Annotated in this window: 17 protein-coding genes; 10 read left to right on the plus strand and 7 right to left on the minus strand. The window is 43.9% G+C overall.

Annotation, left to right across the window (positions count from 1 at the left end; genetic code table 11):
- Nucleotides 1–158 precede the first annotated feature (158 nt).
- Nucleotides 159–395, plus strand: coding sequence for a hypothetical protein (locus H6F74_RS18540; RefSeq protein WP_190418939.1), 237 nt, complete (start codon nucleotides 159–161; stop codon nucleotides 393–395).
- Between the two features lie 30 nt (nucleotides 396–425).
- Here H6F74_RS18540 and H6F74_RS18545 read toward each other — a convergent pair whose 3' ends face one another.
- Nucleotides 426–1118 carry a GDYXXLXY domain-containing protein gene (locus tag H6F74_RS18545; protein WP_190443670.1) on the minus strand — a complete coding sequence of 231 codons (693 nt, stop codon included), beginning with the start codon at nucleotides 1116–1118 and terminating at the stop codon, nucleotides 426–428.
- Between the two features lie 83 nt (nucleotides 1119–1201).
- Nucleotides 1202–2656: a DUF2157 domain-containing protein gene (locus H6F74_RS18550; protein WP_190443671.1), complete on the minus strand. Its 1455-nt coding sequence runs from the start codon at nucleotides 2654–2656 to the stop codon at nucleotides 1202–1204.
- 150 nt (nucleotides 2657–2806) lie between these two features.
- On the opposite strand from H6F74_RS18550, the gene H6F74_RS18555 reads away from it, so the two are divergent.
- Entirely contained in the window at nucleotides 2807–3751 is a 945-nt protein-coding gene (locus H6F74_RS18555; RefSeq protein WP_190443672.1) for an RsmB/NOP family class I SAM-dependent RNA methyltransferase, read from the plus strand.
- Between the two features lie 164 nt (nucleotides 3752–3915).
- Here H6F74_RS18555 and H6F74_RS18560 read toward each other — a convergent pair whose 3' ends face one another.
- A complete protein-coding gene (locus tag H6F74_RS18560; protein WP_190443673.1) occupies nucleotides 3916–4326 on the minus strand; it encodes a PPC domain-containing DNA-binding protein in 411 nt (136 codons plus the stop codon).
- Between the two features lie 123 nt (nucleotides 4327–4449).
- On the opposite strand from H6F74_RS18560, the gene H6F74_RS18565 reads away from it, so the two are divergent.
- Nucleotides 4450–6909, plus strand: coding sequence for a dynamin family protein (locus H6F74_RS18565; protein ID WP_190443674.1), 2460 nt, complete (start codon nucleotides 4450–4452; stop codon nucleotides 6907–6909).
- Between the two features lie 149 nt (nucleotides 6910–7058).
- A complete protein-coding gene (locus tag H6F74_RS18570) occupies nucleotides 7059–7442 on the plus strand; it encodes a KGK domain-containing protein (protein ID WP_206756329.1) in 384 nt (127 codons plus the stop codon).
- 67 nt (nucleotides 7443–7509) lie between these two features.
- Here the strand turns inward: H6F74_RS18570 and H6F74_RS18575 are convergent, their stop codons facing one another.
- Complete coding sequence (locus tag H6F74_RS18575; RefSeq protein WP_190443676.1) at nucleotides 7510–7791, minus strand: DUF4090 family protein; 282 nt, start codon at nucleotides 7789–7791, stop codon at nucleotides 7510–7512.
- A gap of 33 nt (nucleotides 7792–7824) precedes the next feature.
- On the opposite strand from H6F74_RS18575, the gene H6F74_RS18580 reads away from it, so the two are divergent.
- Complete coding sequence (locus tag H6F74_RS18580; protein WP_190418955.1) at nucleotides 7825–8067, plus strand: HNH endonuclease; 243 nt, start codon at nucleotides 7825–7827, stop codon at nucleotides 8065–8067.
- Nucleotides 8068–8193: 126 nt separating this feature from the next.
- On the opposite strand, the gene H6F74_RS18585 is transcribed toward H6F74_RS18580, so the two are convergent.
- The 3 genes from H6F74_RS18585 to H6F74_RS18595 form a co-directional block, all read right to left on the minus strand.
- Nucleotides 8194–9159: a DUF362 domain-containing protein gene (locus tag H6F74_RS18585; RefSeq protein WP_190443677.1), complete on the minus strand. Its 966-nt coding sequence runs from the start codon at nucleotides 9157–9159 to the stop codon at nucleotides 8194–8196.
- Between the two features lie 133 nt (nucleotides 9160–9292).
- Entirely contained in the window at nucleotides 9293–9592 is a 300-nt protein-coding gene (locus tag H6F74_RS18590; RefSeq protein ID WP_190443678.1) for a hypothetical protein, read from the minus strand.
- 79 nt (nucleotides 9593–9671) lie between these two features.
- Nucleotides 9672–11093 carry an aspartate ammonia-lyase gene (locus H6F74_RS18595; protein WP_190443679.1) on the minus strand — a complete coding sequence of 474 codons (1422 nt, stop codon included), beginning with the start codon at nucleotides 11091–11093 and terminating at the stop codon, nucleotides 9672–9674.
- Between the two features lie 37 nt (nucleotides 11094–11130).
- On the opposite strand from H6F74_RS18595, the gene H6F74_RS18600 reads away from it, so the two are divergent.
- The 5 genes from H6F74_RS18600 (at nucleotide 11131) to H6F74_RS18620 (ending at nucleotide 17145) form a co-directional block, all read left to right on the plus strand.
- Complete coding sequence (locus H6F74_RS18600; protein ID WP_190443680.1) at nucleotides 11131–11283, plus strand: hypothetical protein; 153 nt, start codon at nucleotides 11131–11133, stop codon at nucleotides 11281–11283.
- Between the two features lie 161 nt (nucleotides 11284–11444).
- Nucleotides 11445–12386: a tetratricopeptide repeat protein gene (locus H6F74_RS18605; protein WP_190443681.1), complete on the plus strand. Its 942-nt coding sequence runs from the start codon at nucleotides 11445–11447 to the stop codon at nucleotides 12384–12386.
- Nucleotides 12387–12682: 296 nt separating this feature from the next.
- Nucleotides 12683–13663 (plus strand): protein-methionine-sulfoxide reductase catalytic subunit MsrP, encoded by a 981-nt coding sequence (msrP, locus tag H6F74_RS18610; protein WP_190443682.1) that lies wholly within the window; start codon nucleotides 12683–12685, stop codon nucleotides 13661–13663.
- 368 nt (nucleotides 13664–14031) lie between these two features.
- On the plus strand, nucleotides 14032–15162 hold the full coding sequence (locus H6F74_RS18615; protein ID WP_190443683.1) for a tetratricopeptide repeat protein: 1131 nt from the start codon (nucleotides 14032–14034) through the stop codon (nucleotides 15160–15162).
- A gap of 465 nt (nucleotides 15163–15627) precedes the next feature.
- On the plus strand, nucleotides 15628–17145 hold the full coding sequence (locus H6F74_RS18620; protein ID WP_190443684.1) for a carboxypeptidase M32: 1518 nt from the start codon (nucleotides 15628–15630) through the stop codon (nucleotides 17143–17145).
- Nucleotides 17146–17284 lie beyond the last annotated feature (139 nt).

A 17284-nucleotide genomic window follows, 5' to 3' on the forward strand; every position in this document is an offset into this window, starting at 1 on the left:
GTCGCCTCCCAGAGATATTTCTTAGGCTGAGCCTAAAAGGGAAAATTTTCCGGAGTACGGAAAAAAGATTCACCAATTGTGGAATTTACTGTAACACTCTGCCTAAGAGTAGAGTAGACTGAACAGTTAGTTCCTTACAAAAATTAAAACATCTATCTATGGTTATAAAAACTAACCGCTTTACCGTGCTGATTGTTTCCTGTAGTGCTGCTGGGGTACTGGTGGGAGGCGTCTCGAACTGGATAGAAAGTCATCAGTGTTTGCAAGCTAAAACACCTACCACTGAGTGCCTATTGCAAGATCCTACGCTTAAAACTATTCAGGGCATGAGTATGGGTTTGATAGCAGGAGCGGGAGCGGCGCTGGGTGCCACTTTCCAACTGAAGCGGCAATAATATTAGGTAATTATACAGCATTTAGCTGTCTTAAAATCTATAGTTGCGATCGCTCACCCAGAAACTAATCGGTACGGCACGCCCAAGGGTATCCACCTTCACTTCCATTACTATAGGTTGTCGTTGTTTGCCCCCACGAGCTTGACTAATATCGTTGTTAATCTCATCCCGTCGATTCTCTGGCATATAGTACGTTTCTAAGCCGTACTCGATAGAGTTTCCTGTGGACTTGCCTTTTAAGGCTATCTGATTATCAGGTAAATACGCAGGGCGATCGCTACTTACTCTCACAGGTTTCCAAGGCTTGGGGGAGCTAGATTTATTGGAAGCAGGCGCTTGTAAAATTACATAGAAGCGAGTCCCTGAAACTAAATATTCTGAAGAAGGCGCAGGCGGCGGCACATTTATCGACTTTCCACCTGCTTGTTGCTTAAGTAACTGTTTCCAGCCCGGAAGACGGCGCAGGGTGTCTAGACTCGAAATGTCATAACTCAAGGTCTGCGAGTATCCGCGTAGGAAGTCGTAAGGATCTACTGGCACAGTCTGTAAAACTATGGATTTACCAGTCATTACAGTATAAAACGGCACCGCAGGAGCTGCGAGAATAACGCTTGTCTGGAACAGCAGGGGAACCCAGAGTCTCCAAGATGGTATGCGTCCAGATAGCGATCGCTGTCCGACAAATGTAGGATTGGTTGATGAGGATTGAGAACTTTGTGTCATGTCGATTTTGGATTATGAATTCAAAGGCATTACATAATAATCACTAGCTTTGGTAAGCATTGCCCACCGTACTACTGACATTTTCAATTTTTAATTGACAGAGTACGGACATAACGCTCAAACCAAAGCCCGACAGCAATCACAACCACGCCGCATAAAATAAATAGCAGGGACTTTAAGACTAATCCCGTCTCAATTAGCACAAACCAAGTGATAATTCGCAGGGTTACTAACACCATACCACCCCAAAAAGGTTGGCGTTCTCCTTGTGCTAATCCTGCACGCATCAAGCCACCTGCAAACAGAAACAACAGCACGTTGAAAATTAAGGTTGCAAGTTCGGGAATTGGGGTAAAGCCCAAATGCCAGATGGGTATCGCAGCTACTAAACTGATGAAGATTCCAATGGCGATTGTGGTGATAAGACTATCGGAGCGATCGCGTATTCTTCTGGAAAGCCATGCTAGACGCAACCACTCAAAGATGGCTAAGCCGCTTAAAATTAACGCATCCACTAGGGGAAGCCAGTTTAAATTCCTTGGTTGATCTCCAGAGTAGTCTGTGGATAAAATTCTCCAGAAGAAAAATGAGGACAAGAGATAAAGCACCACGCCCAAAAATGCCAGCGATAAACTGCGGGCGAGGGGCTGAAATGACCCTGTAGTTGCTAAGGGTTGGGGTTGTCGGTTTGAAGAGTAGTCACCGTAAACCCACAATGAGTCATCATAAGCCCATAATAAAGCTGGTGGCAGGGCGAAGGCGATCGCTAACAGCAAACCTGTTGATCGAAAAGAAAACCATCCCCAGCTCAAAGGTTGTAAATTGGCGAGTAGGGAAGATATGACTGCGATCGCAGCTAATCCAAAAATAGCGCGAGAGCGACACCAGTAGGCAAGCGGCACAAACATCAACCCAGAAATTAGGGGCATATGTTGCCCCATCTGGGATGACCAAGAAAATTCCTGTCCAGCAAGCGTTTCTGACCAGCCTTGTCCTACGTAATCCGCCCAAAAACCCCAGTAACCCAACCCGATAATAATAATCGCGACTACACTCAAAGACGTTAAACGCAGGCTGTAAGCCATTGCCAACACGCCTATTCCCCAGGCGAGTAACAACTCGTAGAACTGACCGCTGATGTGGAACATCTGACCCATCAGCCCCATATTCGCCCCTAAAATCAGCGATCCTAACAGGAGCAAACCATGACCGAGGCGATGTTGCGCCCCCTTGGGTTGTCGCCACAAATAAAAACCCGCCGTATTCACCCCGATAAACAAACTCAACAGTAGCGTCACCTTGCCATTGCGTGGCAACTCCTGCCAGTTCGCTGCTACAAAGGTAATTATCCCCAAACCGATGAGGACACTCCCCAAACCCAGCAAAATCATTACGAAGCGATCGCGTGCCGCAGTATCCAGAGTATTAAACTGATAACGCTCTGATAATTGTTCGTATAGGTCAGTATCAATTAGCCCCTCAGCTTGCCAAAGTTCTGCTTCTTGGCGTAACTGGCGGCGAAATTTATCTGAAACCATAATTTTATCCCAGTTTCGCTCTTATATTTTACTGGCTTCTCTTAAAATAAGTTTTAACCTGCTTACCTCATTGACTTCAAGTAGTTGTGACAGTTTAAATACTGGCAAATAAAAAAGCCTTTAAAAGTTTAAAAAATAGATTGCATACATATGGAAACACCTTCTAAATTACTGCTTAAACTCAGTCGGCGTTTGTTTGATGATACTTCCGAACAAGAAAAATTTGTAGAGGCATTAATTAATCCTAACTCCTTCCCCCCTTGCATCCTTTGGTGTAAAGAAGAACCTGAAGATTTGCCCTTTGTTGTCGAAACACCGACTTCTTGGCAACCAAGCTTTGTTAACCGCTTAGCCTTGAAAGAAAAACCCGGTAAAAATCCACTGCACGAACAAGGATATTATTACTGTCTCGACTTTTCCTCCGTTTTTGCAGCTTCCACTCTCTTAACCATTGGGTCGCCAGTAAATTTAATTTTTGATATGTGCGCTGCACCAGGTGGTAAAAGTGTCTTTGCGTGGAAAGCTTTGCAACCAGAGTTACTGATTTGCAATGAAGTCATAGGTAAACGGCTGGGGATGCTTATTTCCAATTTGAAGCGGTGTAATATTCAATCTTCTGTGGTTATTAACAAAGACTCAGATATCTTGAAAACTACATTTGACCGCACCAGTAACCTTGTGATTGTTGATGCTCCTTGTACTGGGCAATCTTTACTTGCCAAAGGGGAGAAAGTACCTGGATGCTTTCACCCAATCGCTATTAATAAATGTGCCAATAGGCAAAAGAGAATCATAGCTAATTCTGCCCAAATTGTAGCTCCTCAAGGATATCTTGCTTATATGACTTGTACTTACTCACCTGAAGAAAATGAGCAGGTTTGTGAATGGCTTTTGGAAAAATTCCCTCAATTTAAAGCGATAGAAGTTTCGGATTTATCAGCCTATCAATCTCATATTACTACTATGCCTTGTTATCGGATGCTGCCTCAAGATGGTTTGGGTGCTGGAGCGTTTACTGCCTTATTTAAGAATACAGAAGAAGGTGAGCCGCAGCAGATTGATTTAGAGGTTTTACCTATAATTACTCGTTTATAGGAGGTAGGTTGGGTTGAGGTAACGAAAACCAATTCAACATAAGCGTTTGTTGGGTTTCAGTGTCGTTTAACCCAGCCTAGAATTATTCTTAACTAGGCTTTCGTTTGCGTCCTTTGCGTTAAAAATTTATTGAACCGCAGAGGCGCAGAGAACGCAGAGGAATTTCAAGAATATTTGGAGGTATTTGGGAGGATTTCTAGTTCTTGATAGCCTGTCTGTTCGTCAAGTGTTCTTATGAAGGTAAAATTTTCACTTTCGCCTATAACTATTTCGGCGGTTGTGTAAATAATGCAACCGTTATCAAGATGTCCGCCGATGGTTTTTCCTTGTTTATCGGAAATGGCAATATGCAGATGAATGCCAGTATTTGCTAGGGTGCCATTCAGGGAAAGAATCTCAAATTTATCGTTTAAAACTGTACTACTATTTTGATTTGCAAAGCGAATAGTTGCTAATTTAAGGCTACCAATTGCAGTTAAAATAAACCCGGCTTTTATACCTTGCTGTACGCCAAATTCTTTTAAACTTTTTCTTAAGTCTTGGTTTGGTTTCAGCCGGACAGCAAATATTTTCATAAGTTACTTAAGTAGATACACTGGTATCTATTCTTAGATAATGTTTTACTCAGTAATATTACTATACCTACCATTAGATAATATTTTTAGAATAGTGTTAATTTATATTCGCAGGATGAAACCGTGACTGAGTTGCCGCCTCAATGTCAAAATCTGAAAGAACAGGTTGAGTCGATACTACAATTGTTGCATCAGGAGCCGTCGCTGCGATCGCAAGATGTTACACCTGTCCAAACTTCGCTCGGTAAAGCTATTTCTCCGAAGTTTGAAATTGTGTTTGCGGGTGCTTTTAGTGCGGGTAAATCTATGCTAATTAACGCCCTGCTAGAACGAGAATTGCTTTACAGTGCAGAGGGACACGCTACAGGTACGGAATGTTATATCGAGTATGCCGAACCCGATAAAGAACGAGTAGTGCTGACATTTCTAAGCGAGGTGGAAATTCGGGAACAGGCAAGTACGCTGTCTCATCTGCTGGGATTAGGGACAGCGAGTAATATTAATCAAGCTGAAGTGATTCAATTGCTAAACGATGGATGCAAAGCGATTATCGAGATCGAGGGTGGAGAAAGTAAATCAGAAAGAGCAAAACAAGCGAATGCGTTGATGTTGTTGCTAGAGGGATTTGTAGCAAACCGCGATCGCATCCAAACTGTCAGCAATGCCACCTATCCAATGGAGCAGTTTAACTTCTCCAATCTCCAACAAGCAGCAGATTATGCTCGTCGCGGCAAAAATAGTGCAGTTTTGAAACGGATTGAATATCACTGCAACCATCCCCTCTTGAAAGATGGCAATGTCATTGTCGATACGCCAGGGATTGATGCGCCAGTTGAGCGAGATGCTTTGCTGACATACGACAAGATTAAGCACCCTGACACCTCAGCGGTGGCTTGTATCCTCAAGTATGCCAAAGATGGCGATATGACGAAGGAAGAAACGGAACTCCTAGAAACGATGCGGGGGAATCCGGGAATACGCGATCGCGTGTTCTATATCTTCAACTACATTGATATTACCTGGTTCAAGCCGGAACTACGGCGACGGTTGGATAATTTGATTAGCTCCCAGTTTCAGCCTCCCACCCGGTTTTATAAAACCAGTGGGCTACTCGGTTTTTATGGTAGCTTGCTGAAAGTTTCAGGTAATTCCAGTAATCGCTGGGGATTAGATACCTTCTTAGCAGATGCAGAAGAACCTCACCCCTTTGTGAGCGAGTTTAACAATTACTGTGTCAATGCTGGCAAGCTATCTTCCACTCCATTCCGGACAGAAGTTCGTGGCTGGGATTCGCCGAATGAAAACTATGTGAGGATTCTCAACGACTGGGGTAAGCCATTAATTGAGCATCTGATCAAAGATAGCGGGATTGAAGAATTTCGCACGGCTATCATCGACTATCTGACTAAAGAGAAGCGTCCTCAACTGTTTAAAAATCTGGCTGACGATCTCGAAGATGCCTGCATTAGCCTGAAGAAATATTACCAAGCTGCCCTGCGTGATTTGGATAGCCAACCCCGTGAAATTGAGGCAATGAAGACACAGGAATTACAACGTCTCAATCAGCAGCTACAGCAGATTGGTCAAGAATTTCACCAGCAGATTACAGAAGAATTAAATCAGGTTGTAACAGGTCAATCCAGCGCTTTCGAGGCAGATTTTCGTCAACTGCAATCTCGGATGGTTCGTCGCTTAGATGAATTGCTGGATACTTTCTCAGTTGCAGATGCTTATAGTCGCGCTATCCTCAGCCATCCCCGCAATTCTACAGCACCTTTGATTGCCGTTTTAGTTGAGGCGCTTTATTACTTGGCGAATCAACTAGAAGATATTTTGAAGGAGTCTTGTCAGGAAGTAGTTACCAACCTATTCCAGCGTTTAGTTGAACAAGTTCGCAAATCTGATTACTATCGCCAACTTTATCGTTTGCTTGGTAATGATGGCGGGATTGAGCAAAAGTTAAATGAGATAGAAAAACAGGTTCATCATGCTTTAGTCAATGCAGCAAGTGACGAATGCAATCGCTATGTCCGTGAAAGTCCTCGCTTTTACGATGAAGGTACTTTCTCGATCTATCAATTTCGGCAAACGTTGTTGCAAACTTCTCAAAGCTACGGTTGCGAAAGCATGATGGCAGCAGAACCGGCAATTCGTCAGTTGTTAAAGTTAGATTTTGAGCCAAAAATTAAAGCAACGATTAGTAGCGGTTTTCCAGCAACTGTTAATCAAACTCTCACAACTAATTTATTGCCAATGGCAGCGCATCAAGCTGATGAAATATTACAGCAGTACACTCAAGCTCGTGCTTATTTAGAGCAAACACTAGAACAAGAAGCTGAGGAAAAAATTGCTACTAATCGCCGCTTGCAAAGTGCAGTTGAGCAAAAAGTAGCAGATTATAATTCAGCCGTGACTGGGATTAATAGTTGTTTGCAGGCGATGGGTTTGTACGATCATCAGTTGCCTGTAATTGGTCAATCTGACGTTATCCCAGTTTCGCCTAATCCAGAAGCTTTCAGCGGCAGTGCATCTGGTGGCGGTGTTGTTAATTCCTCTAGGGTAGTAGACGTTACGAACGTTTAAATTTAAGGCATGGATATCTCGGTAACTGTGCCGGGATATCCAGTTTACATCTGTTAGCCCGTTTCAACGGACTTTCGCTATTAGCCTTGAACTTGAGTTCAAGGCGAGATACTGGGAAAGCCGACCGGAAAATTGTCTACAAAATTTTCATGATAGAGATTGATATGACAAATAAATTCGAGAGAATAGACGCTGAAGTTGAAGATAGAGATGGTATTTTATCATTTTCTAATTCTATGTTTAAATTAGGTGAATTTATGGGAGCATTGAAAAAAGCATTTCGGTATGAAGGATTGGATCAACTAGGCAAATTATTAAGTCAGCGAGGAGGAGTGCCAACACTTAAAGAACATAAGCATTTATGGTTTTACGAGGGTTTAGATTGTGAAATATTAAGAGTTAACGGTAAAAGTTGGGAAAAAGGAAAAGTCAGAATAAAAGTAACTTTAGAGTTTTGTCCTGATGAATCAGAAATGCCTCAAACAGACTCGCCGCTTGACGAGCTTCGTAAAATAATTAGCCAAGAAAATTAGAATAAAATTTCATAAAAAAATCCCCTAAACTTTCATTCATCTAGGGGGAGAATTACTATTACTAAGGCTATTTTCCGCCGTAGTAAAAGGCAACTTCTTTGTCTTTCAGCGGTGCAAAGTCGGCATCTGTTAGCATTTGATTGAGTTCATCTTGGGAAATATGCTTAGCACCGATGCGAACAATTCTGGAACGCATGGTATTAGATACGCCGCTGCGCTGACGACCAGCTTCCAAACCCATCACTTTTTGATATAATTCAAGTTTGGCTGTGGGAATCGGAGAACCGTCAAAGTCAATTCCTTTAGCGATCGCTACATCAATAGCATCAGCGCCTGTAGTTTCAGTCATTTCAGCCTGGGATCGTGTTTACAGAAGTATTTTATGACTAAAACGCCCAGAATTCGCATCCCCCCACAAGTGAGGAAGTATGTGTTTGAACGCGATCGCTATCAATGTCAAAGCTGCGGCAAAACTACGCTAGAAACCAATCTGACCATCGATCACATCATACCCTTGGCGCGGGGCGGTTCTAACGATATCAGCAATCTACACACCCTCTGTCTTACCTGCAACCAGCGCAAAACAGACAATTTAGATCCTCGGTTCCGGCGTTATTTCGTCTAGACAGAAAAAAACCGCCTCTAGCATGAGTAAGGGCGGTCTTCCTAAGCAATCGGAGGGTAATATAGATTATCCTGGTAATTTTGTATCCTACTGTAACAACTTTTACAGAATACGCCTCAACTTGACTTATCTGCCAGCATAAGCGTTCATGGGTTCTTTGATAAACCGGATGTAGAGATGCCTGAAAGTAGATTTAATCACGCGAGGCATCGCGAAGTCGATAGGCATCATCTTAGTAGGCAGTTTCCAATCCAGCACCTTTAAATCTTCTGGGTGCAGTTGCACAAAGTCAATCGCCTCTAGATTTGAGCAAAGACCTAATCTCATCGAAGCTGCGACTGTGGGAACCTGAAGGGGATTTACATTGAGCATTTCGACAATGGCACGATCTAGAGCAAACACATCACTAGAAGCCGCTAGAATGCCTAAAGGACGGGGTTCGCCACCAGAAGGCCCGTTTCCTTCGTGACCGATAATTCCATCTAAAATGGTTAAATTGGGATTAATTGCTCTGGCGGTTTCTACCAACATTTCCCCAAAGCGATCGCTATCTTTCCCCGCCTCCATGTGCCACCACGCTTTCATTTTTCCAGGTACGCAACCAAAGAGATTTTTTACACCCATTGTCATTGTTAGTTGACAATGAGATTTTACTTTGGGCAAGTTAATTACTACATCTGCATCGAATGCTTCTTTGCACAATAGCAGATGATTGAATTCTCCGCTGGCTGTTTCGTAACGCTTACCGTGAAATTCTACAATTGGCAAATTTAATTCTTCCATCAGGGGAAGATAACCATTAACCTTTGCCACACCCATCGCACTACCAAAAGCAGGACTATCCCCAAAGAAGGGTTTACCGCCAGCTTCTTGCACCAGTTTGGCAACGCAGTGAACGATTTCTCGACGAGTGACGCACTCATTGCCTACACGACCACCTGTGAGTAGATTAGGCTTAAGTAGGACGCGATCGCCTGCCTTTACAAACGCTTCTATCCCTCCTAATGGTGCCAGTAAGCTTTGCACAGATTCCCGCAATAATTGCTGTTCGTAGGAATTCGCTCGAATTAAACTAACAAAAGATTTTCTCATTTTCAATTTTGGATTGAGGTAGCTTGTATAACTTAAACGAATGTGTAGTGCTGGGTTTCGTTCCAAAGACCCAGCCTACTCAATTTCTGAATTTTAAATTTTGAATCAATAACTCAAAAATCAAAACTCAAAACTATTTTCGGTTGCCACGAGTTAAAGCAGTCACTCTTTCGGCATTGGAGAAAACATCTTCTCCGTGGAGGTGAGGCATAGAAGGCTTTACTTCAACCTTAATAATATTGGCTGTGTTGATAAAAACTGTTTCTTCAGCTAGATGAAGAATCCACCATGATTTATCTAAAAGACGGCGGACTTCTTGCCGCATTTCCTGCTGAGTTTCTATAGCCTCAGCTGGTTCATAGATAGTGAATGATTCTATGTTGCCGTCGATATAATGAAAGGTTAATTGTGTTGCACCTGATTGACTGTGCATTAAAAATACTCCTGGTTAGATAGTCATTAGTCATTAGTTATTATGGCAGCACTAAGGACTACTGACTAATGACTAAAAACTAATTAATCTTAGCTTCTGGCATGGCGCTCATTTCCTCTAAGTCTAAAACTTTGGCTAGTTCTTCAGAACTCATCAAACCTCGTTCTAGTACGATTTGTCTTAGGGATTTGCCAGTTTCGAGGGATTCTTTGGCAACGGCAGCGGCATTAAGATAGCCGATGTGAGGATTGAGGGCGGTGACGAGGGCGAGACTTCCTTCTGCGTAGGCGAGACAGCGATCGCGATTGGCGGTAATTCCCTCCAAGCATCGTGTAGTGAGTGCTGCTAGAGTATTGCCCAAAATTTCGATACTGTGAATCAGGTTATAAGCAATCAGCGGCATCATCACATTTAACTCTAATTGTCCGGCAGAGGCTGCAAGCGCGATCGCATTGTCATATCCCATCACCTGAAAACACACCATCGTCGTCATCTCTGCCATCACCGGGTTATACTTCCCCGGCATAATCGAAGATCCCGGTTGCACTGGCGGTAACTGAATTTCTTTTAAACCAGTTTTTGGCCCCGAATCCATCAGTCGTAAGTCGTGAGATATCTTGACGCAATCCTGCGCTAAGTTCCGCATCGCACCGGAAACGTTGACAAAAGGTGCCATACTCTGCATTGCCGCCATCAGATGCGGGGCGGGGCGCAAGGGTTGGTCAATTAATCTTGACAATAATTGGGCAACGCGATCGCAATACTGAGGATGGGTATTTAGTCCAGTTCCCGCCGCCGAGCCACCCAAACCGAGTATCATCAAATCTTCAGATGCTCTCTCTATGCGGATCAAGTGATCTGAGAGAATTTGCGCCCAAGCGCGGAAACTCTCGCCGAGTCGCACTGGAACCGCGTCTTGCAGGTGAGTTCTGCCAGATTTGACGATATCCTGAAATTCCTCAGCTTTGTTGTCTAAAGCAGCGATCGCATCCGACAATGCAGGGAAAAGCGTTTTTTCTAAAGCCACCAACGCCCCAATTCTAATCGCTGTAGGAATCACATCGTTAGTAGACTGACCATAGTTTACGTGGTCGTTGGGGCTGACGCGCTGGTAATTGCCTTTCTCATCGCCCAGCAGTTCTAGCGCCCGATTGCTTAGCACTTCATTGACATTCATATGGTGCGACGTTCCTGCACCCGCCTGATAGACATCCACAACAAACTGATCGCGGAACTTCCCAGCCAGGACTTCATCAGCTGCTTGGACAATTGCCTGACTGATCTCGGCGGGAATGCAGCCAAGTTCCCCGTTAGCGATCGCAGTTGCTTTCTTAATCAACACGCAAGCATCGACGTAGGTAGGCAAAGGCTTCAGCCCACTTATCGGAAAATTTTCCATCGCCCGCAGTGTCTGAATGCCATAGTAAGCAGTTTCAGGAATCTGCCGCTCTCCCATTGAATCTTTTTCAATCCGGTAGGTTGAACCTGTTGTTTGAGTCATGTCCGTTGTCTATCCCTCTTTTAGATGAAATCATCCCATGTCTGACCGATTTTGGATTGGGGATTGGGGATTGGGGATTGGGGATTGGGGATTGGGGATTGGGGGATTGGGGATTGGGGATTGGGGGATTGGGGATTGGGGATTGGGAATTGGGGATTGGGAATTGGGAAGAATTTTACTCAGCGCCTAGTCCCTAGTCCCTAGTCCCTAGTCCCCAGCGCCTAGTCCCCAGCCCCTAGTCCCTAGTCCCTAGCCCCCAGCCCCCAGCCCCTCAATCCAAAATTTTTTTCCGGAATGTTGAGTCATGTTATTGTTTTGGGAATCATAAATATGAGATCATCCTAAAGAAAGATGCAAGATTCTATGAGACAAACTATAAAACTCGAAGCAGAATTCTTTTTCCAGCAGGGATTGCGCCAGCTCCAGGCAGAAAAATTTGAGGCAGCAATCTCTAGTTTAGACAACGCCCTGAAGTGTAAGCCCGATTATACCGATGCCTTGTCCCAGCGGGGCTTTGCTCTAGGAAACTTAGGTCGCCACGAAGAAGCGATCGCTTCTTTTGAAAACGCTCTGGCAATTCAGCCAGATGCCTCCTGGGTTTGGTTCAACCGGGGAATCGCCCTAGGAAAATTAGGCCGCTACTACGAAGCGTTAAACAGCTTTGACCGAGCCATTGAGTTCAATCCGGACGCTTCCGCCGCTTGGCACAATCGCGGCATTACACTGGTTGACTGGGGTCAGTATGAAAAAGCAGTTGCCAGCTTCGACCGTACCCTGCAACTGCGACCAGATGCCTACTGGGCATGGTACAACCGAGGCAATGCCCTATCCAGCTTAGGAAAATACCTCGAAGCGCTCAACAGCTTTGATAGAGCGATTGAGTTTAAGCCAGATTCCGCCAATGCTTGGCACAACCGGGGCATTGCCCTGAGTGACTGGGGCAACTATGAAAAGGCAATTTCCAGCTTTGAGAGAACTATCGAAATTAAACCCGACTACTACAAAGCTTGGTTTAATAAAAGCGTTGCTCTAGGAAAATTAGGGCGCTACGCCGAAGCAATAGCCTGTTGCGATCGCGCTTTAGAACTTAAACCAGATTATCCCACTGCCTGGTATAACAAAGCTTGTTACAGCGCCAAGGTTAGCCAAATTGAGATAGCGATCGCTTCCTTAGAACAAGCCATAAGTCTATCTCCTGAAAAATACCGCCATCTGGCAAAACACGATTCAGATTTTGACAACATTCGAGCCTCAAAGCCTTTTGAAGCTCTCATACTCGCCGAAAGCGATTAAACCCTTGTTTTATTTATTATTTCTATCTGTGGCACGGTTGAGGCTCCCAGGCTCGACCCTGCCACCGATGGATCTATATCTGGTTTAAATCCCTATTAAGGATCTATTATTTAACTCAGTCAAGCTTCGCATTGCACAATTGCGTGACTATATACATCTTTTTAACCAGCCCTTGTCTGCTGGGGTTAAAAGTCAAGAGTGCTGATTAAAGCGTTAGGATTTAAGAGTTAGGAGTTCTTTATACTTGAACTCCTAACTCTTAACTTTAATCCTCACTACTAACTTTTACCTTTCAAATGGCAATAATTCGCATACCCGAATCCTGGGAAATTCCAGAACGAGAAGTAACATCAGAAGCTGCATTTTTTAATCGGCGTCGCTTTCTCAAATCGCTGATAGGTGCCAGTGTGGGAGCTACTATCCTGCCAATTCTCGGCTGCGATGATTCTTCTGAAAACATGGCACTAGAAAAAACATTAAATACAGCAAAATTAAAGGCAAATGTAAATCCCGCTTTTTCAGCAGTTGATCGTCCTGTCACTGACCAATCTCTAGCTGGACAATATAACAACTTTTATGAATTTGGCGGCACAAAATCCATTTGGCCCGCAGCGCAGGCATTGCCAACCGATGACTGGAAAGTTGAAGTCAGCGGTTTGGTGAAAAATCCCCGCACCTACGACTTAGACGATATTAAGAAAACATTTCCTCTAGAGGAGCGCATTTACCGCTTTCGCTGCGTGGAAGCGTGGTCAATGGTGATTCCGTGGATTGGATTTGGGATGCGCGAACTTATCGCCGCCGTCGAACCAACCAGCCAAGCCAAATTCGTTCGCTTTACCTCATATTACGACAAAAATATTACCACTGGCCCTAGCTTCCACTTAGGTAAATTACCTTGGCCTTATACAGAAGGTTTGCGCCTTGATGAAATGGCGAACGAATTAGCGTTTTTTGCAGTAGGCGTTTACGATCATATCCTGCCAAAACAGCACGGTGCGCCGCTAAGAGCCGTGTTGCCTTGGAAATATGGTTTTAAAGGTGCAAAATCTATCGCCAAAATCGAATTTCTTGACACTCAACCCGCCACATTTTGGAACACACTAGACTCCCATGAATATGATTTTGAGGCGAATGTAAATCCCACCAAACCTCATCCCCGCTGGTCGCAAGCAACCGAAAAATTTGTCAGTAAAGGGCCAAAGCTGACATGGGAAAAACGCCCGACTCTCCCTTACAACGGTTATGGGCAATATGTAGCAAATTTGTATGTTTGAATTTTGCTTTCTCGTTTCTAGTCTCTGACTAGAAACCCATTATGGGAGGCAGAGCCTCCCATAAAATAATATCAGGTAGAGCCTGATAGTAGGCATTCCCTGTCACAGGCTGGGAACGAGAAAAACTATAAAAGGGAAGTCCTCTCTTTTTAGAAAAGGAGTTTTCGATGTCCACCCTAGGATACCAATTCAAGGGTTGGGTGCCATACATCTGTAGGGACATGACATTGCCATGTTCCTACCAACGTGGACTGAACGTCAGAACCGTGATATATTCCACCCAACTGAGAAACGCTATATGCTGCTTCTTTTTAAGAAGCAAACGATAGAATTTGAGATAAAAGCATTGTGCGCGTAGGTGCCGCCAAATGACAAACTACATAGAAGAAGCTAAAAATCTTTTTCGTCAAGGCTTGGCTAATTTAGAGTCAAAAAACTTTGAAGTTGCGCTTACTTATTTTAACCAAGTAATTCAGCTAGTATCTTACCATGCAGATGCCTGGGCTTGTCGGGCGCTGGCATTGGGACATTTAAAACGTTATCAAGAATCGATTGATAGCTTTGACAGGGCGCTTGAGTTTAATCCAAATGATATTCGTATATGGCTAAACAGAGGTATTGCGCTAGATGAATGGGGGCAGCATGAGAAAGCGATCGCTAACTATGACAGATTACTGGAGATTCAACCAGACAATTACGAAGCTTGGGCAAATAAAGGTAATGCTCTAGCCATGTTGGGGCGAAATCCAGAAGCGATCGCTTGCTATGACAGAGCTACAAAAATCAATCCTCATTATTACAAAGCTCACAGCAATCGCGGCAATGCGCTGGTTAATTTAGGCAAACATCAACGGGCAATTTCCAGTTATAAAAGAGCGTTAAAAATTAATCCTGATGACCCGGAAGTATGGTATAATCTGGGCTGCTGTTATATGGTTTCGGGCGGCGATGAAGATGCGATCGCGGCTTATGACAAAGCCATAGAAATCAAGCCAAACCATACAAGTGCTTGGACTAACAAAGGTACGGTAGTGTCTAAGTTAGGTCGCCAGCAAGAAGCGATCGCCTGCTACGATAAAGCCCTAGAAATAGATCCAAACGAGACTCATACCTGGAACAATCGTGGTTTAGTGCTGCGGAGATTGGGGCGAATAAAGGAAGCGATCGCCTGTTACGACAAGTCTGTACAATGCGACCCAAATAATTATGAAGCTTGGGATAATCGCGGTTATGCTCTGACAAAATTGGGTAAGTATAAAGATGCGATGACAAGTATCGAGAAATCTTTAGAAGTTAATCCCAATCATGCTAACGGAATTTACAACAAAGGCTACTGTTATGCTTTGCAGGGAAAAGTCACATTAGCCGTCGATTATTTGCAACAAGCAATTCAATTAAATCGTGCTAAATATCTACCTGCGGCTAAAACCGATCCTGATTTAGATTGTCTGCGTAAAAATAAGCGATTTCAGCTTTTGATTGGAGACATTAAGGGATAATAGAGAGATTAGGGGTATCAAGTCATAAGGAATAAAATTTTTTTTTCTTCCTAGGTTGGCTAAAAGATGCCTAGTATAATTAAAAATTAAAACGCAAAGCTAAAAAAGAAAAAATCCGCATTCTCTAGCTACGCTACGTTTGTGGATGGTTAGTTATTGTCTATTGTCAGCTATAAGAAAATCTAGGTTATCTAAAACTTGTTGTTATAAAAAATTAGATAGGTTATTCGTTTTTCATAAATATGGGTTAATAAAATTTATCATATTTTATGAAAGTTAGAAAATTAAACCTTAAATGCTAAAAAATAATTTAAAAAATACTGTTGCAGCGATAATATTGCTGTCTAACTCAGGAAAATGTGTCAAAATAGCAGTCTACAGGATAGCAACAATCGAGACGGGGTGCTGGTCTGAGCTTGGCTCTTCTGCGTCACATTATACAAAACAAGCATACCTCAGCTAATCATGCAAACTCTCCAAAAGACTCACCCTAAACTTCAAGAACTAAAAACTCTCCTCACCGAAGTTGACGACATTTACTCAGCTGCTTCGTTACTTTACTGGGATCAAGCTACTTATATGCCTCCTGGTGGCGCAGCTGCAAGGGGTCGTCAAATGGCTACTCTGCAACAGATTGCCCACACTAAGTTTAGCGATGCAACTATAGGGCAACTATTGTCAGATTTGCTCTCCTACGAGGAGAGTTTGCCCTATGATTCTGATGAAGCCAGCCTGATTCGCATCACTAGGCGCAACTACGATCGCGCAGTGCGAGTGCCAGCTGATTTTATGGCAAAAATGTCTCTGCATCGAACCGCGTCTTATAACGCTTGGGCGATCGCTCGTAGCGAAAATAACTTTGCCGCCGTGCAGCCTTATCTGGAAAAGACGCTGGAAATATGTCAGGAATATGCTAACTTTTTCCCAGGCTACGACCATATCGCCGATCCGCTGATTGATGGTGCTGATTACGGGATGAAAGCAACGAGTATGCGATCGCTTTTTTCCCAATTGCGAGAAAAACTGGTTCCTATGGTCGAGGCGATTGTTTCCCAACCTGTAGCTGATGATACTTGCTTACGCCAGAGTTTCTCGGAAGCAGAACAGCTAGATTTTAGCCTCAAGTTAATCGAACAGCTAGGCTTTGACTTTAATCGGGGGCGACAAGATAAGACGCTGCACCCGTTTATGACAAATTTCTCGATTGGAGATGTGCGAATTACTACCCGGATCAGAGAAAACGATCTGAATGAGGGACTGTTTAGCACCATCCACGAGATGGGACACGCACTGTACGAGCAAGGTATCAACCCCAAGTATGAAGGGACACCCCTAGCTGGAGGAACCTCATCCGGTGTGCATGAGAGTCAATCTCGACTGTGGGAAAATCAGGTAGGACGCAGCCGCAACTTCTGGAAGTTCTTCTATCCGCAACTGCAAGAGGTTTTCTCCCATCAACTGGGTGATGTTTCCCTGGAGACATTTTACCGGGCAATTAATAAAGTTGCGCGATCGCTTATCCGCACCGATTCTGACGAAGTAACGTATAACTTGCACGTTATGATTCGTTTCGACTTAGAACTGGAACTCTTAGAAGGTAAACTGGCAGTGCGCGACCTTCCCGAAGCTTGGAACCAGCGTTACAAATCCGACCTCGGTGTTGTTCCGAAAAACGACAGCGAAGGCGTAATGCAGGATGTCCACTGGTACACTGGCACGATCGGGGGAATGTTCCAAGGATACACCCTTGGCAACATTATGAGCGCCCAATTTTTTGCAGCCGCACTCAAAGCTAATCCAGAAATTCCCGCCCAAATTGAGCAAGGAAATTGCCACACTTTGCACAATTGGCTCAAAGAAAATATCTACCAGCACGGTAGCAAATATACAGCTGCTGAACTGGTTGAGCGCGTCACTGGCAAAGAGTTGAGCATTGAACCATTTATCCAGTATATTCAGCACAAATTTAGCGATTTTTCTTGAGGATTGTACGTTAGACCCGTGCGATAGCGAAACCCAACAAACCTAATATTAGTCTTGGGTTTCGTTACCTCAATGCAACCTACTTGCTACTACAGTTATCCACCGTTCGGATAAAGTGAGGGGATTCCGCGTAGGTTAG

Source organism: Trichocoleus sp. FACHB-90, assembly GCF_014695505.1.
GTDB lineage: Bacteria > Cyanobacteriota > Cyanobacteriia > Cyanobacteriales > FACHB-T130 > Funiculus > Funiculus sociatus.

Excerpts from the sequence above, each read along its gene's own strand:
- H6F74_RS18540 (WP_190418939.1), top strand. The coding sequence starts at position 159 with ATGGTTATAAAAACTAACCGCTTTACCGTGCTGATTGTTTCCTGTAGT.
- H6F74_RS18545 (WP_190443670.1), bottom strand. The coding sequence starts at position 1,118 with ATGACACAAAGTTCTCAATCCTCATCAACCAATCCTACATTTGTCGGA.
- H6F74_RS18550 (WP_190443671.1), bottom strand. The coding sequence starts at position 2,656 with ATGGTTTCAGATAAATTTCGCCGCCAGTTACGCCAAGAAGCAGAACTT.
- H6F74_RS18555 (WP_190443672.1), top strand. The coding sequence starts at position 2,807 with ATGGAAACACCTTCTAAATTACTGCTTAAACTCAGTCGGCGTTTGTTT.
- H6F74_RS18560 (WP_190443673.1), bottom strand. The coding sequence starts at position 4,326 with ATGAAAATATTTGCTGTCCGGCTGAAACCAAACCAAGACTTAAGAAAA.
- H6F74_RS18570 (WP_206756329.1), top strand. The coding sequence starts at position 7,059 with ATGATAGAGATTGATATGACAAATAAATTCGAGAGAATAGACGCTGAA.
- H6F74_RS18575 (WP_190443676.1), bottom strand. The coding sequence starts at position 7,791 with ATGACTGAAACTACAGGCGCTGATGCTATTGATGTAGCGATCGCTAAA.
- H6F74_RS18580 (WP_190418955.1), top strand. The coding sequence starts at position 7,825 with ATGACTAAAACGCCCAGAATTCGCATCCCCCCACAAGTGAGGAAGTAT.
- H6F74_RS18585 (WP_190443677.1), bottom strand. The coding sequence starts at position 9,159 with ATGAGAAAATCTTTTGTTAGTTTAATTCGAGCGAATTCCTACGAACAG.
- H6F74_RS18590 (WP_190443678.1), bottom strand. The coding sequence starts at position 9,592 with ATGCACAGTCAATCAGGTGCAACACAATTAACCTTTCATTATATCGAC.
- H6F74_RS18595 (WP_190443679.1), bottom strand. The coding sequence starts at position 11,093 with ATGACTCAAACAACAGGTTCAACCTACCGGATTGAAAAAGATTCAATG.
- H6F74_RS18600 (WP_190443680.1), top strand. The coding sequence starts at position 11,131 with ATGTCTGACCGATTTTGGATTGGGGATTGGGGATTGGGGATTGGGGAT.
- H6F74_RS18605 (WP_190443681.1), top strand. The coding sequence starts at position 11,445 with ATGCAAGATTCTATGAGACAAACTATAAAACTCGAAGCAGAATTCTTT.
- msrP (WP_190443682.1), top strand. The coding sequence starts at position 12,683 with ATGGCAATAATTCGCATACCCGAATCCTGGGAAATTCCAGAACGAGAA.
- H6F74_RS18615 (WP_190443683.1), top strand. The coding sequence starts at position 14,032 with ATGACAAACTACATAGAAGAAGCTAAAAATCTTTTTCGTCAAGGCTTG.
- H6F74_RS18620 (WP_190443684.1), top strand. The coding sequence starts at position 15,628 with ATGCAAACTCTCCAAAAGACTCACCCTAAACTTCAAGAACTAAAAACT.